Genomic DNA, 14,914 nt, shown 5'->3' on the forward strand with positions numbered 1-14,914 from the left:
CCCGGGGCCGGGAATCGAAATCGAAATCGAAATCGAAACCGCAATCCCGCGCGGTGGCGCATTGGAACAAGGGCCGAGGGCCGAGGCTGGCTCCCTTGGCCCTTGGCCCTCACCCCTGCCGCCACCGGATCTCCACCAGCGGCACCTCCCAGTGCGCGCAACGCAGGCTGGCAGCGTAGTCCGGCTCGCTCTGGCTCTGCTCGCGACGGATCAGCGCGAGGATGCGAATGGCCTCGATCTGCTCGCTGCGCGGCAGCCACTCGGCCGCGGCGCGCTTGGACAGGCGCGCGACGGGGTGGCCTTCGGGGATGGTGAGCAGGAGTTGGGCGGGCGCGGTGCCGGGGTTGGCGACTTCTTTGTTGTTCGGCCGGCAGGATGCCTGCCCCACCAAGCTGTCGCCGGCCTGCAGTGCAGCGAGGTGGCGGTGGATGGGCGCCTCCGGCGGCTGGCGACCGGCGTAGCTCAAGTCCAGGTCGGCGAGGGTGAGCTGCGTGTAGCGGCGGGCCATGATCTGCGCCGGCGGCGGCTCAATGGCGGGCGCGTCGGCGAGCAGCCAGTCGCCGCCGTCGCGCGCCGCGGCGGCCGTGAGCAGCGGCAGGTGCGGATGGCCGCTGCCGTCGATGCTGCCTTCGATATTGAGCAGCGTCAGCGTCTCCCGCGCGCGGGTCATGCCGACGTAGAGGGTGCGGCGCTCGTCCTCGGTGGCGTCGGCGTCGCTGCCCCGGCTCCAGCCGCCGTCGGCGATGAGCACGTGCGGAAACTCGAGCCCCTTCGCTGCGTGCAGCGTGGCCAGCAGCACGCCGTCGCCACCATGCTGCCCGCTTCGCTCGCGCCGCTGCTCGGCGAGGCTTTCCCAGCAGAATTCGGCGATCCGGCGGGCGGGGACGGCCAGTTCTTCCGCGGCGCGCGCGTTGGATGACTCGGCGTCGTTTACGGCATCCGCACAAGCGACATCGGCGCGGCTGCGGGAGCCGATGCCAAGCTCCGCGCGCCAGTCCCGGATCAGCTCCGCCAGCAGTTCCCGCCACGGGCTTGCCGCGCTGGGCAACAGCGCGTCCAGCGCCGCCGGGGTCAGCGGCTCGCGGCCGCGCTCCGCCAGCGCGGCGAGGAAGGCGTGGACCTCGCGGATGCGATGCAGCGGCAAGGACTCGCCGGCCACGCGCACTGGGATGCCCTGCTCTTCGCAGAGCGCGCGGATGGGCGCGAGCACGTCGTGCCGGCGGGCGAGCACCGCGCAGTCCCGCCAGGTGCCGCCGCCCTGCTGCCGGAGCGCCTGGAGCCGCGCGACGACGGCCGCGGCCTGGCAGCCCGCATCGGCCACGCGCAGCAGCAGCACCCGGCCGCGGGTGTGCGGGTCGAGCCGCGCGAAGCGCCCGCCCGGCGGCTGCGACGCCCGGACACGGTCGATGCGGATAGGCTGATCGGCCTTCATGCGCTCGCGGTTGTGCCTGATGAGCGCATTGGCCGCCGCGATGATGTGCGCGCTGCTGCGGTAGTTCTCGACCAGATAGTGCAGCTTGGCGGCGTAGTCGTGCTCGAATCGCCGGATGTACTCGACGCTGGCGCCGCGGAACGCGTAGATGTTCTGGTCGTCGTCGCCGACGGCGAGCAGCGTGAGCCTGGCGTCCTCGCCGTCGTGCTCCAGGGTGCGCCCGGCGATGGCGCTCACCAGCCGGTATTGCTCGGCGTCGATGTCCTGGTACTCGTCCACCAGGATGTGCCGGTAGCCGGCCAGCAGTTGCTCGCGGGCCGCGTCCGCGGCAACGCCCAACAGCGCCTTTCTGCCCTCCAGCAGGTCCAGCGCCTCGGTCAGCACGGCGTCGAAGTCCGGGGTGCGGTCGTTGCCGGCGGCCAGGCGCTCGGCATAGGAATGCCCGGTGAGGCGCATCGCGAAGCCGTGGTAGGTCTGCACCGTCACATGCCGGGCGTCGTCACCCACCAGCGCCGCGAGCCGCCGGCGCAGCGTCAGCGCCGCGCCGCGGTTGAAGCAGAGCACCAGGATGCGGTGCGCCGGCACCCGCAGCACCCGCAACAGATAGGCACAGCGATGCACGATGACCCGCGTCTTGCCGGCGCCGGGACCGGCCAGCACCAGGCGGTTGCCGTCCTCCGGGGCGGCGACGATCTCGGTCTGCGCTGGGTTCCTCAGCGCATCGACGATGCGCGCGAAGGACTCCGCCGTGGTCGCGCGGGTCAGCATCTCGCGCCTGTCGCCGAAGAAGCGCCGGACGAATTCCTCCTTGCCGAGCGAGAAGTAGCCCGCCACCAGGGCGAGCGCCTGGCGGATCTTCTCGGCGCCGAGTTGGGCGTAACGGTCCATGACGTGGATCTGGAACACGCGCTCGCCGTAATGCTGCGCGAGCGGCTGATACTGCGCCTTGGTGTAGCGCCGGCCCTTGGCCTCCGGCAGCAGCCGCACGGTCATGGCGGAGCGGAACACGGCCAGGCCGTGGTGCAGGATGATGGCGCCGTGCTCGTGCAGGAACATGAGCCCGCGGTGCACGGCGGCGAGCGGGTCCTGCACCTGGCCGCCGAGCATCAGATCGGCGGCGATGGCGCGGGTCAGCTCGTCGGTGCCGAAGTGGAGCAGCAGATCGGCGCCGCCCGGGCCGTCCGCCGGCAGCTTCGCGAGCAGGGTGTGGAGCACGCGCTGGGCCACGGCCCGGCGGCGCTCCGCCGTGTCGGTGAGCGTCTGCCAACTGCGGTGCAGGCGCACCCGGTAGTGGTCGCGGTCGCTCTGCTTGAGGTCGAGGCTGCCGCGGGCGCCGGCCAGGCCGCGGCCGTCGAGCGACAGGCCCTTGAGCAGCGTGCGCAGGGTCTCGGGGTTGCTGTCGGCGTTGCCCGCGTCCAACAGATGCTGGTTGAGCTGGCGCAGCGACAGCGGCTGCCAGGCGCCGGGCTCCGCGTCCGGGGCGGCCTCGCGCAGCGCGTCGAGCATGGCGCGCTCCAGCGCCGTGACCCGTTGCAGGATCGACTCCGAGCTGTCGCGCACCTTGTGCCGCACGAAGGCGGTGAGCTGCGGTCCCTCGTGCAGCAGCCCGGCGTTGGCCATGTCGTGCAACGTGCGCAGCACGCGCTGCGCCGCGGTCTGGCCCTTGTCCCAGGCGGCGCCCGGTTGCTCCTTGCAGGCGGGCAGCAGCGCCAGCTCGTCTGCCGTCAGCGAGTCGTCCGGCGCGGCGTTCAGCAGCGCCTCCAGGATCGCGAGCCAGCGTGCGCGCTGCGCGGCGGAGAGATTGAGCCCGGCGATCTTGCGCGCCGCGGCGGCCAGATCCGGCACCGCCGGGCGGCCCTGAAAGACGCCGGTGCGATTGGCGTCGCGCTGCACCAGGCCGGCGCGCTCCAGCCAGGAGATGGCGATGCGCACGCGGGTGTCGGCGTCGTGCGCCTCGGGGTCGAAGCCGAGCCGAAGATCCTCGTCGCGCAGCAGCTCCGCGGCGCTGACCACCACCTCGCCGTCGCGGTTGCGCTTGGCGCGCCTGAGCCCGCGCAGGATCTCCGCGATGTCGCGCTGGGTGAGCTGCGACATGGCCTCCAGGCCGAACTGCGCCTCGATGTCCTGCGGGTCGTAGAGCAGCACGCAGAGCGCGGGAGCGCGGTCGCGCCCGGCGCGGCCGGCCTCCTGGATGTAGTTCTCCAGCGACGCCGGGACGTCCGCATGAATCACGAGGCGCACGTTCTCCTTGTCCACGCCCATCCCGAAGGCATTGGTGGCGCAGATGACATGGAGTTCGCCGGCGATGAAGGCGTCTTGGGTGCGCTTCTTGTCCGGGGCGTCGAGCCCGGCGTGGAAGGCCGCCACCGCCCAGCCTTCCCGTTGCAGCGCCTCCGCCAGCTCCTCGGTGCGCTTGCGCCGCGATGCGTAGACGATGGCCGCGCCGCCGCTGTCGCCCGGTCGTGCCGCGGGGCTGCCGAGATGCGCGGCGAGGATGGCGTGGATGCGTGCGTCCTTCTCGTGCCGGCCCACGAGCTGTACCTCGAAGGCGAGGTTGTCGCGTTCCACGCCGCCCTCGAACAGCACCAGCTCCAAGCCCAGCTCGTCGCGAAAGTGGGCCAGGATCTCGGCGGTCACGTCCTGCTTGGCCGTCGCGGTGAAGCAGGCCACCGGCGGCACGGGCGTTTGCTGGCGCGCCGCCAGGGTGCGAATGAAGCGGCCGGCGTAGAGATAGTCCGGCCGAAAGTCGTGGCCCCACTTCGAGAAGCAGTGCGCCTCGTCGAACACCCAGCAGCCGATCTCCCGGCTCGCCAGCATGTCCGCCACGGACCGATTGCGCAGTTGCTCCGGCGACAGGTACAGCATGGCCACGTCACCGAGGCGTACCCGCTCCATCACGTCGCCGCGCTCCGGCGGCGTCAGCAGGCCGTACAGCGCCGCCGCGTTGGTGGCGCCGGTCTTGCGCACCAGGTTGTCCACCTGGTCCTTCATCAGTGCCTGGAGCGGGGAAATCACCACCGTCAGCGTGCCGCGGCGCACATAGCGCACCAGCGCCGGCAACTGAAAGCACAGGGACTTGCCGCCGCCGGTGGGCAGGATGGCGAGCAGCGAGCGCCCGGCGATGCCGTCCGTCACCACGGCCTGCTGCAGGCTCGCGCCGTCGGCGGTGGCCGGCAGCGGGCGGAAGGCATCGAAGCCGAACCAGCGCCGGAGCTGCGTCGGTGGGTCGTGCGCCTCCCGGCACCAGGCGCAGTCGGGCTCGCCGCAGGGCACCTCGCGCAGCGCCGTCAGCAGGCTCGCCGTGGCCGGAAAGCGCTGCCGCACCCAGGGCGGCAGCACTGAGTTGCCGCCGGCCACCGTCAGCCAGGCCGCGGCGTAGGCGAGCACCGGGCGCAGCCGGATGTCCGCGATATGGTCCAGGATCAGCTTCGGCGCCGTGGTCGTGCAGGCGCGGCCCCGCCAGCGTGCGAGCAGCCGGTCGCGCACCGCCGCGACGCCGGGCAGCGTTGGCGCGAACAGCCGGAACACCGCCGCGATGCCGTCGCCGCCGGTGGGGTTGTCGTCCAGCAGCGTCGCGCCTTGGAAGCAGAAGCGATACACGCCGAGCAGATCTGCGTCGCCCGCCGCCGCGCGCCGCGCCAGCTCTTCGCCCTGCTCGCGCAGCACCTGCGCCGCGAGCCGGCAGTCCGCCACCGGGTCGGCCAGGCTGTCGCGCACCAGCTTGTAGTTCTTCACCAGCCGGTGATAAGGGTTCTGCGGGAAAGCGAGCGGAGAGATATAGAGCGTGTCGACGATGGGCCGGCCCAGCAGCGTCAGTGCCGGCGCCAGCGCGCGCAGCGTCGGCAGGTCGTGGCCGAGCAAGTTGTGGCCGATCACGTAGCGGGCGTCGCCGGCGAAGGCGGTCAGCTCCGCCAGCGCCCGGGCGAGGTCGAAGCGGCCCTCGCGGCGGAGTTCCCGCTCGCCATCCGGCCCGCAACGCAGTGCGCCGATCTTGTGCACCGCGCCGTCGGCGCCGGTCTCCAAGTCCAACAGCAGCGCCCGGTCGAGGAGCGGCGCGAGCAGGCCGCTTCCCGGACCGGCGCCCCGGATCGCGCCCGGCGCCTGCAGGACGCCTTCCCGGGCACTGGTCTTGCTGGGTGCTTGCTCCATGGCGGAATCATAGGCTGGACGGACGGGATCTGCGTCATGCGCGGCGCTGCCTGAGTAAGCGCGAAAGCCGCTAAGATGGCGGGGCGGCTTGGCTGCAGCGGGCGCAACCGATGTCTTTTGATGAGGGAAAGATAGCCACCGACCTGACCATCGAAATCCTGCGCGAGATCCGTGACGGCATCACGGCGCTGCGCACCGAGGTGTCCGAGCGCATCGAAGGGCTGCGCGTCGAGTTTGCAGAAGCCTCGATCAGAACACCCAGCGCCTCGACCTGAATAACCAGCGCCTCGAACGGGTTGAGCACGGCCTGAACGACTTGGGGAAGTTCATGCGCCATATTGCGCTGGAACAGGCGCAGCATCGGGCCAAGCACGAGCGCTTCCACACCCACCACGTCGACCTGCTCGAGGCCGATGTCACGGACAAATCGAAATTGTCTGGTGACACCGCTCCAGCGGTGTCACCCGTCTCCGGGCGCTCTGCGCCCAGAAGCCCCGGCCCCAGCCGCACACCGTCCGTCGATGGACGCCCAGATCGAAGCCGCCGCACTTGAGCGGCACCGCAACCAGCGCCGTGGCCACGGAGCGCGGCCACGCCCGAGCGACGCGCGCTCCGCACCCCGTTGCAGTGTGCGTGCGCGTGCTCTAGGCTCACCGCAACGTTCACCGACCATGAGGTCGATCCGATGAACAACCTTCCCGCATCAGCCACGCCCACCGCCGCCCCCGAGGCGGGGTCCGCCGATGGCCGCCTGGTCAGCGAGGCGGAGTACTGGGAGGACTGGTACGGCGCCGGCGATGTCAGTTACGAGTGGAACAACGGCCGCTTGGAGGAGAAGCCGGTGTCGGATTTCGAGACCTTCCAGGTCTACCTCTGGTACCTGGAGCTGCTGCGGCACTATCTGCGCCAGCAGCCCATCGGCGAGGTGGTGGCGCTGGAGATGGGCTTTCGGCTGGCGCTCCCGACCCGCACCGTGATCCGCAAGCCGGACCTGGCCGTGGTCCTGGCGGACAACCCGGTACCGCTGGACCTCAAGGACAGCTCCTACCATGGGGTGTTCGACCTCTGTGTCGAGGCCCTATCGACGGAAAAGCCCGCCCATGTCCACCGCGATCTGGTGGTGAAGAAGGCCGAGTATGCCGCCGGCGGCGTGCCCGAATACCACGTGCTGCACCGCGAGCATGGCAACCTCGCCTTCTACGGCCTGACCCCCGGCCGCGTCTACGCGCCGCTGCCCGTGCACGGCAGCGGCGACGACCGAGTCGTGCGCTCCCGGGTGCTGCCGGGCTTTCAATTGCGCATCAGCGATCTCATCCGCCGGCCGAATCCCGATGCCATGCGCCGCGACCCGGTCTACAGCGGCTTCGTGCTGCCGGAATGGACCCGTGCCGAACAGGCGCGCGAGCAGGCCGAGCGCGAGCGGGAACAGGCCCAGCGCGAGCGGGAACAGGCCGAGCGCGAGCGGGAACAGGCCGAGCGCGAGCGCAATAAGGTTGTCCGCGAGCGCGACACTGTGGTCCGGGAACGCGATGAAGCCTTTGCCGCCAGGCGTCGCGAGGCGGCCGCCCGGGCAGAGGCCGAGACTGAGCTCGGCCGACTGCGCGCGGCGGCCGATAAGCGCACCTGAAAAGCAGCGCGCAGCGCTCTGCTATCTTCCGCTAACGGCCATGGCGACCAGCGCCACCCCGGAGGATGAAAGGCGCCGCTCGCCATGGCCGTATCCCACACCCCGGCCCTCTCCCAGAGGGAGACGGAGACAAAGAAGCGCGCTACGCGCGACTTCCATGGTAAAGCAGGAGATGCGCGCAGGGAGTGACGCGGCATCGCGCGCCCACGCAGCAGTCACCATGGGATCGGGGATGTCCGGCTGCGGGACGAAGCGCGACACATTGCGCCGCTCCACGCAGGCCGGCGCCCGAACAGCTAGCGCGTGACCACGAATCGACGACTAGCCCTTGCCGTTGCTGCGGTCTTGAACTAGCGTACGGCAATGGGCAATCGGTCAGGCGCACGCATGCCCCAGGCTTCGCCGGGCGGCGAGGGGAATCTGTGCTCCTGCGTGTCAGCCGTTCGAGCGCGGACTCCCGTGCAGACCCGTCAGGCCGATACTTCATCCACTCAGGCCACTGAGCGGAGTATCGTCTGGTCGATCGCCAGAGATGCCGACAGTCCGCCGCTTTTTCGGGATCGTGATCCAGACGTGACCTTCAATGACAGTCGGAACGGCTCGTCGACATGTCTGCCCTTCGCAGCTCACCCGACAGCGGGATGAAGGCCGCGCTCAAGGATCCGGAGGTCTTTGCCCAGGCCGACGTCGACCTTGGCAGCGTGGGCCTTGATCATCACTCCGACCAGCGCGCGGGGGCTGCTACGGAGCGCGGCGGCTGTAGGGCCGAGGGCCGAGGATGGCTCCCTCGGCCCGCGGCCCGCGGCCCTCGGCCCTCGGCCCTCGGCCCTTCCCCCAGGTGTGGTCGTACACTTGACTCATCTGCAAACTCTCAAACTGAGGTATGCCCGACAAGCGGGCTCGAGACCGCGCCGGCGCCGACTGGGAGCGCCGGCTTTCAGCCGGCTTCGCGTGCCGGGGGCTCGATGCCCCCGGCGCGCGATCTGCGGCGCGGGAGCCGGGCCGGTTGCCCATGCCGCGCGGCCGGCCGGACGAGCGCGCATGTGCTCTCTGATCGGCCCGAACGCCGCCGACGCGGCATCGAGCCGCGCCGGCGGCGAGCCGGCTGGAAAGCCGGCGATCCCAGCGCAGTAGTGTCCGCTGTGCGAACCGCTTGCGTGCGGCAGGCGATGTGGCCGGCACGATGATCGAGGCCGCGGGGTCACATGGCCGAACGGCGCCGATCTTGATCCGGCATTGATTATGAGGAATTGAGCGGTACCCGAACGTGGCTTGTCCCTCTTTAGCTCCCTCGTTAGCTCCCTCGTTAGCTCCCTCGTTAGCTCCCTCGTTAGCTCCCTCGTTAGCTCCCATGAACAAAACTCAAACGCGCTGCGACCTGTCCCGCTTCCTGCCAGGCGAATTGGCCGAGCGGGTAGTCACGCAGCAACTGATTCCCTCTATCGCGAAAGATCCCGGTCTCTCGCGCGAAATCGAGCAGGCCGCACGGCAGGTTCCGAGCCGCCATGTGCTTTATCGTGCTGACGCGCGAGAACTTTCTTGTCTCGCGCCGGGCAGCGTGCATCTCGTGCTTACTTCGCCGCCCTACTGGACACTCAAAGAGTACGATACGGAGGACGGCCAGCTCGGAGCAATAGACGATTACGAGACCTTCCTGGCCGAGCTTGATAAGGTCTGGCAGACCTGCTTCGACGCGCTAACGCCGGGCGGCAGAATGGTCTGCGTCGTCGGCGATGTCTGCCTTTCCCGCCGCCGCAATCGCGGGGTGCATGAGGTCGTACCCCTTCATGCCTCGATCCAAGAGCATTGCCGGCGTATCGGCTTCGCGAATCTGTCGCCGATCATCTGGCATAAGATCGCGAACGCCGCGTTTGAAGCCCAGGGCAACGGCGGCGGATTCTTGGGCAAGCCCTACGAGCCCAACGCCGTCGTCAAGAACGACATCGAGTTTATCCTTATGCTGCGCAAACCCGGCGGCTATCGCACCCCCAATGCGGCGGAACGCCTCCTGTCTCTGATTCCGGATGCGACCCACAAAGCCTGGTTTCAGCAGGTCTGGACAGGACTCACCGGGGCATCCACGCGAGACCACCCAGCGCCTTTTCCGCTGGAGCTTGCCGAGCGGCTTATCCGCATGTTCAGCTTCGTCGGCGACACCGTTCTCGATCCCTTCGCGGGCACGGGAACGACGATGCTGGCCGCCGCCCAGTGGGGGCGAAACAGTGTCGGCGTGGAGGTCGGCAGCCATTACGCCCGAATGGCGCGCCAGCGCTTCGAGCGGGAGATGCACAGCCTGTTGGTGGCCCGCGAGCTTACCTACGTCGCCGATGCCGCCCAAGCCGCATCGCCGAGCGGGGTCGACGAGGATGCGGCCCGTGCTCGCTGAGCTGGAAGACGCCATCGACCGCCTATTGGCGACGCCGGCGACCTCGACGCTCAGGCTGCAAAGGCTTGCCGATCTGCTGATCAATCTCTTGGCGCGCGGCGGCTTGCCCGGGGCACTCGGCGGCACGTCGGGTGAGCTGAGCGTACCCGGTCTGTCGCGGCCCAAGAATTGGGACTTGGCGTATGCGTTCGCCGGGAAGTTTCGTTTGCTGATCTCATTGAAATCGATGCTTAGGAATATCAGCGGATCGGTTCCAAATCGCATCGACGATCTGCAGGGGGAGCTGGCCAATGTCCAGCAGTTGCGCCCCGAAGTCGTCATCGGATACGTGGTACTGCTCGACGTGGCCGAGGACAGCCTGCGCAAGTCCGACGCAACCCTGTGGTCCGACTTCTTCGAACTGTCGCTGCGCAGGCTGGCGATCCGCAAAGCGCCGCTGTGGAACCAGGGACTGATGGAAAGCCTATGGTTCGTGCGCTTCGACCGGCGTCTGCCCCGGGGCTCCCGGCTTGTCGATCCCGCACGCACCGAACGCGAGTGCGAGATCTTCCTTCGGTCTCTGCTCTGCGAGCTGATCCTGCGCGAGCCCGCCATTACGCTGACTCGCAAGTTGGATTGCTCCGGACATTTGTCTTTCTAAGCGCGTCGTCGAACCCGGCCCGCCGGTTCCGCTTGCTCCCGAATCTGCGCGGTCCAGCGTGCTGGCGCGCTCGAAACTCGCGCTTCATGGGCAAGCGCACGATCAGATCCCAAAGCGGTGCCGGATAACAGGTGCAGGCGTAATGGATGACCGCGAAGCTCGCCACTCAGTACCCAGACCGAGGTCCTGCGCCTGCGCGGTCAGCGCGTCCGCCGCCTGTCGGGCGCTCGCATCGACCTTGGCCTCGTAGGCCATCAGATCCTCGAAGCGGAGGCGTCGATGTCGCCCGGCCTTGTGGTGGGGAATCTCTCCGGCTTCCAGTTGACCAAGTGGGGCCTGGACACGTTCAGCATATCCGCCGCCTGCTGCGTCGTCAGGTCCCGCCGAGCCAGCCCTGCACCGTCGGCCACAACAGCAGCACGCCCGTCACCGCCGCGGTGCCGAGGAACATGATGCGCAGGAAGCGATTGCCGCGCTTGATGCCGAAGCTCGCGCCGAAGTAACTTCCGAGCAGCGCGCCGGCGATGAGTCCGGGCGCGAGCGGCCAGATGACGTGGCCCATGAAGACGTGGGCGATGGCGCCGACGCCGTTCCAGAAGATGCCGTTGGCGGCGAGTGTCATCGCGGTGGCGTGCAGTTGGTCGTAGCGCAAGAGCCACAGGAACAGAAAGGTCGTGAACACGCCGCTGCCGGCGCTGATCCAGCCCGAATAGAACGCCGCCGGCACCAGCAGCGCCGAGCCGATCAACAGCAGCCGGGGCGATAGCCGCTCCGGGTCGAAGACGCTCGGCGCCGCCTTCTTCGCGAGCGTGATGCCCACCATGGCGATGATGACGCCGCCCACCAGCGGCTCCATGACCTCACCCGGCACGTTCGCGGCAAAGCGGGTGCCGAGCACGACGAAGGGCAGGCCCACCAGCGCCGTCCACCAGAACACGCGCCAGTCGATGAGCCCCTCGCGGACGTAGCGCAGCGTCGAGCCGATGCCGATGAAGCCGACGGCCAGCTTGTGGCTCGCGAGCGCGTTGATGAACGGCAGCCCGGTGAACAGGAGCACCGGCAACAGGATCAGCCCCGCCCCGCCGCCGGACAGGCTAGAGAAGAAGCAGGCCGCGAAGCTCGCGGCGAAGGTGAGCAGGATCAGGCCTAAGCTGATGTCTTGGAAGGCGTCCATGGATCAAGCATTCTCGCCGCGCGGCCCCAGCGAGGCTTCGCCTCGGACCTAAGAGTCGTGGTCATCGATATCGATATCGCTATCGAAAACGAGCATTCGCCGCGGGCGGCGCGCCCACGCCGGCTGCGGCCGACGCAGGTCGGCGTACCCGCTCGGGCGCGAGCGCAGGTCGTCCACGGCCTGCGTGCGTTGCGGCGCGCTCGCGGCGCTGCGTCAGAAGCGGGGCTTCTCCGGTGCTTCGTCAAACATCTTGACGCTGGCCATGATTTCTTCGCGGGCCTCTTCGCGGCCGCCCCAGCCGGCGATACGGACCCACTTACCTTCGTCCAAGTCCTTGTAATGCTCGAAGAAGTGGGCGATCTGGTCGAGCAGGTGCGGGGGCATATCGCGGAAGCTGGTGATGTTCCGGAAGCCCTTGAACAGCTTGTCGATGGGCAGCGCGAGGATCTTGGCATCGTCGCCGGACTCGTCGGTCATCTTGAGCACGCCGATGGGCCGGCACTTGATGACGGAGCCCGAGATAAGCGGGTACGGCGTCACCACCATCACGTCCACCGGGTCGCCGTCCGCGGACAGGGTGTGCGGCACGTAGCCGTAGTTGCACGGGTAGTGCATGGCGGTGGACATGAAGCGGTCCACAAACATGGCGCCGGTGGTCTTGTCCATCTCGTACTTCACGGGCTCGGCGTGCGACGGGATCTCGATGATGACGTTGATCTCGTTCGGCACGTTGTCGCCGCGCGGGACGCGTTGCAGGTCCATGGGTTTTCCTCGGGTGTTGGGCGTCGGGTCCCGCGAATCGGGGCCTCGGCCAAGTGGCGTGGATGGCCGCGGATTCTAACGCAGGTGCAGCAAAAACGAACGGCCGGGCGCCGCGCCCGGAAAGTCATCCTCGGCCCTCGGCCCTCGCCCTCAGCCCTCGCTAGACGATAAAAGGCACCAGCAGCAACGCGACGAGGTTGATGATTTTGATGAGCGGGTTCACGGCGGGCCCGGCCGCATCCTTGCACGGGTCGCCCACGGTATCGCCGGTGATGGACGCGTGATGCGCCGTGGAGCCGGGGCCGCCGAAGCGGCCTTCTTCGATGCACTTCTTCGCGTTGTCCCAGGCGCCGCCGCCGGTGGTCATGGCGATGGCGACGAAGAAACCGGTCATGATGGTGCCGATGAGCATGCCGCCCAGGGCGAGCGCGCCCGCATCGCCACCCATGAGCCATTGGCTGCCGAAGGCGACGACGGCGGGGATCAGCACCGGCAGCAAGGCAGGCACGACCATCTCGCGGATAGCGCCGCGCGTGAGCATGTCCGCGGCGCGGGCATACTCGGGCGTCTCGCTGCCTGCCAGGATACCGGGGTGCTCGCGGAACTGCCGGCGCACCTCGTCCACGATGTCGCCGGCCACGCGGCCCACCGCCTCCAGCACCAGCGCGCTGAACAGGAAGGGCACCAAAGCGCCGATGAAGAGCCCGATCAGCACGGCCGGGTTGCCGAGCTCGAACAACAGCATCTTGCCTTGCGCCGCCAGCGAGCTGGTGTAGTCCGCAAACAGCACCAGCGCCGCGAGCGCCGCTGAGCTGATGGCATAACCCTTGGTGACGGTCTTGGTGGTGTTGCCGACGGCGTCGAGCGCGTCGGTGACCTTGCGGATCTCCGGGTCCAGCCCAGCCATCGCCGCGATGCCGCCGGCGTTGTCGCTGATGGGGCCGAAAGCGTCGAGCGCCAGCACGATGCCGGCCATGCCAAGCATGGCGGTGGTGGCGATGGCGATGCCGTACAGCCCCGCCATGGCATACGCACCCCAGATGGCCAGGCAGACGACGATCACGGGTGCCGCCGTCGCCTTCATCGCAATCGCGACGCCCGCGATGATGTTCGTCGCATGGCCGGCCCGGGAGGCCTTGGCGATGCTCTGCACCGGCGGGTAGTCCTTGCCGGTGTAGTACTCGATGATGATGACCGTGAGCCAAGTCAGCCCAAGGCCGATCGTCGCTGCGCCGAGCACGCCCCAGCGGCTCACCGCGGCGCCGCCCGGCTCCATCACCAGCGTCGCCGGCAGCACAAGCCAGGTGATCGGGATGAACAGCAGAAACGCCATGACGCTCGCGGCCGTGAGCCCCTTATACAGCGTCGCCATAATGGGGCTGTCGCCGTTGTTGGCCTCGACGAAGTTGGTCCCGACCACCGTAGCGAGGATGGCCACGCCCCCCAGCACCAGCGGATAGACGATTGCGGCAGCGCCGTGGTGGCCCAGCAGCAGTGCGCCCAGGAGCATGGCCGCGACCACGGTGACGACGTAGGTCTCGAACAGATCCGCCGCCATGCCGGCACAGTCGCCGACGTTGTCGCCGACGTTGTCGGCAATGGCCGCCGGGTTGCGCGGGTCGTCCTCCGGGATGCCGGCCTCGACCTTGCCGACCAGGTCCGCGCCCACATCGGCGCCCTTCGTGAAGATGCCGCCGCCCAAGCGCGCGAAGAGCGAGATCAGCGAGCTGCCGAGCGCGAGCCCCACCAAAGCGTGCAGCGCCTCCCGCTGCCCGGCGAGGTCGGCCGGGTCCGCCGGCACCAGATACAGGAAATAGCCGGCGACGCCGAGCTGTGCGAGCCCCACCACCAGCAACCCCGTAACGGCGCCGCCGCGAAAGGCCACTAGCAACGCCGCCGGCAGGCCGTGGTGCGCGGCCTGCGCCGTGCGCACGTTGGCGCGCACCGCCACATGCATGCCGATGAAGCCCGCGGCCCCGGACAGCAGCGCGCCGATCAGAAAACCGATGCCCGCGTCGAGCCCGAGCGTGTAGATGAGCCCCGAAAGCAGCAGCGCGCCGACGACGGTGATGGTGAGGTACTGGCGGATGAGATAGGCCGAAGCGCCGGCCTGAATCGCACCGGCAATCTCCTGCATCCGCTCATTGCCCGGCGGCTGCGCCAACACGAAGCGGATGGACGCGACGCCGTAGCCCACCGCCACAAGCCCGCAGAGGATGGCGAAGATCAGGCCGAAGGACATAGCGATCTTCTCTCCCCGGTAAGTGGCAGACGCCAGCGCCGACGAAGGTGGCGCCCTGGCTCAAACAGCGCCGGGCATGGTGTTGCAGCGGGAAGCGAAAAGCAAGGTTGGCCTTACGACGGCAGCAGCTTCGGCTATCCCCGCCGATGCGCGCGCACAGCCGGCGCGGGCGTGGCCCCGGTGGCGTGCAGGCTTACCGAGATCTCGCTCCACTGCGCCTTCAGGCGCCCCAAGGCGGCGGGGGAGAGCCCCTTGGCAGCGTCGCCCACCAGCACCTCCAGCGCCTCGCCGAGATCGCCGCTGGGGGAAAAGGGTCGGGAAAAGGGGTCGGTCGGGAAAAGCGGGAAAAGGGACAAGGGGTCAGAAAGGGAAAAGGGGTCAGAGCCGAATGGCGCTAACTTAAGCCGCTTGTCCATACCAATCAGATATTTGCGGGGCAGGAAACTCGATCGGGAAACCGCCCTCGGCGCCGTTTCCGCCCGACTCCTCTCCCTGAGCGTCC

The 14,914-nt window shown here is 68.8% G+C and carries 10 protein-coding genes; 4 read left to right on the forward strand and 6 right to left on the reverse strand.

The features are described from left to right. Positions 1-109: 109 nt before the first annotated feature. Complete coding sequence (locus tag ML01_RS01420; protein ID WP_082673843.1) at positions 110-5,581, reverse strand: RecQ family ATP-dependent DNA helicase; 5,472 nt, start codon at positions 5,579-5,581, stop codon at positions 110-112. Between the two features lie 110 nt (positions 5,582-5,691). On the opposite strand from ML01_RS01420, the gene ML01_RS28275 reads away from it, so the two are divergent. From ML01_RS28275 to ML01_RS01435, 4 genes are all read left to right on the forward strand, one after another. Further along, entirely contained in the window at positions 5,692-5,856 is a 165-nt protein-coding gene (locus ML01_RS28275) for a hypothetical protein (protein WP_156427496.1), read from the forward strand. A 410-nt stretch (positions 5,857-6,266) separates the two neighbouring features. Further along, a complete protein-coding gene (locus ML01_RS01425; RefSeq protein WP_058553618.1) occupies positions 6,267-7,208 on the forward strand; it encodes a Uma2 family endonuclease in 942 nt (313 codons plus the stop codon). A gap of 1,351 nt (positions 7,209-8,559) precedes the next feature. Then, positions 8,560-9,594 (forward strand): site-specific DNA-methyltransferase, encoded by a 1,035-nt coding sequence (locus ML01_RS01430; RefSeq protein ID WP_082673844.1) that lies wholly within the window; start codon positions 8,560-8,562, stop codon positions 9,592-9,594. Beyond that, positions 9,584-10,234, forward strand: coding sequence for a hypothetical protein (locus tag ML01_RS01435; RefSeq protein WP_156427497.1), 651 nt, complete (start codon positions 9,584-9,586; stop codon positions 10,232-10,234). The genes ML01_RS01430 and ML01_RS01435 overlap by 11 nt, the downstream gene beginning before the upstream one ends. Before the next feature lie 102 nt (positions 10,235-10,336). Here ML01_RS01435 and ML01_RS28280 read toward each other — a convergent pair whose 3' ends face one another. The 5 genes from ML01_RS28280 to ML01_RS01455 all read right to left on the reverse strand — a co-directional run bounded on the left by ML01_RS28280 (position 10,337) and on the right by ML01_RS01455 (position 14,768). Further along, positions 10,337-10,489, reverse strand: coding sequence for a hypothetical protein (locus ML01_RS28280; protein ID WP_156427498.1), 153 nt, complete (start codon positions 10,487-10,489; stop codon positions 10,337-10,339). A 118-nt stretch (positions 10,490-10,607) separates the two neighbouring features. After that, positions 10,608-11,408, reverse strand: a complete 801-nt coding sequence (locus ML01_RS01440) for a sulfite exporter TauE/SafE family protein (RefSeq protein ID WP_058553620.1) — start codon at positions 11,406-11,408, stop codon at positions 10,608-10,610. Between the two features lie 213 nt (positions 11,409-11,621). After that, positions 11,622-12,170, reverse strand: coding sequence for an inorganic diphosphatase (ppa, locus tag ML01_RS01445; RefSeq protein ID WP_058553621.1), 549 nt, complete (start codon positions 12,168-12,170; stop codon positions 11,622-11,624). A 160-nt stretch (positions 12,171-12,330) separates the two neighbouring features. Further along, entirely contained in the window at positions 12,331-14,412 is a 2,082-nt protein-coding gene (locus tag ML01_RS01450) for a sodium-translocating pyrophosphatase (RefSeq protein WP_058553622.1), read from the reverse strand. A gap of 134 nt (positions 14,413-14,546) precedes the next feature. Then, positions 14,547-14,768: a hypothetical protein gene (locus tag ML01_RS01455; RefSeq protein WP_216819095.1), complete on the reverse strand. Its 222-nt coding sequence runs from the start codon at positions 14,766-14,768 to the stop codon at positions 14,547-14,549. Positions 14,769-14,914 lie beyond the last annotated feature (146 nt).

The organism is Thiohalocapsa sp. ML1 (assembly GCF_001469165.1).
Lineage (GTDB): Bacteria > Pseudomonadota > Gammaproteobacteria > Chromatiales > Chromatiaceae > Thiohalocapsa.

Bases quoted from the DNA above. Each gene is read 5' to 3' on its own strand.
- ML01_RS01420 (WP_082673843.1), bottom strand. From the start codon at position 5,581: ATGGAGCAAGCACCCAGCAAGACCAGTGCCCGGGAAGGCGTCCTGCAG.
- ML01_RS28275 (WP_156427496.1), top strand. From the start codon at position 5,692: ATGTCTTTTGATGAGGGAAAGATAGCCACCGACCTGACCATCGAAATC.
- ML01_RS01425 (WP_058553618.1), top strand. From the start codon at position 6,267: ATGAACAACCTTCCCGCATCAGCCACGCCCACCGCCGCCCCCGAGGCG.
- ML01_RS01430 (WP_082673844.1), top strand. From the start codon at position 8,560: ATGAACAAAACTCAAACGCGCTGCGACCTGTCCCGCTTCCTGCCAGGC.
- ML01_RS28280 (WP_156427498.1), bottom strand. From the start codon at position 10,489: ATGGCCTACGAGGCCAAGGTCGATGCGAGCGCCCGACAGGCGGCGGAC.
- ML01_RS01440 (WP_058553620.1), bottom strand. From the start codon at position 11,408: ATGGACGCCTTCCAAGACATCAGCTTAGGCCTGATCCTGCTCACCTTC.
- ppa (WP_058553621.1), bottom strand. From the start codon at position 12,170: ATGGACCTGCAACGCGTCCCGCGCGGCGACAACGTGCCGAACGAGATC.
- ML01_RS01450 (WP_058553622.1), bottom strand. From the start codon at position 14,412: ATGTCCTTCGGCCTGATCTTCGCCATCCTCTGCGGGCTTGTGGCGGTG.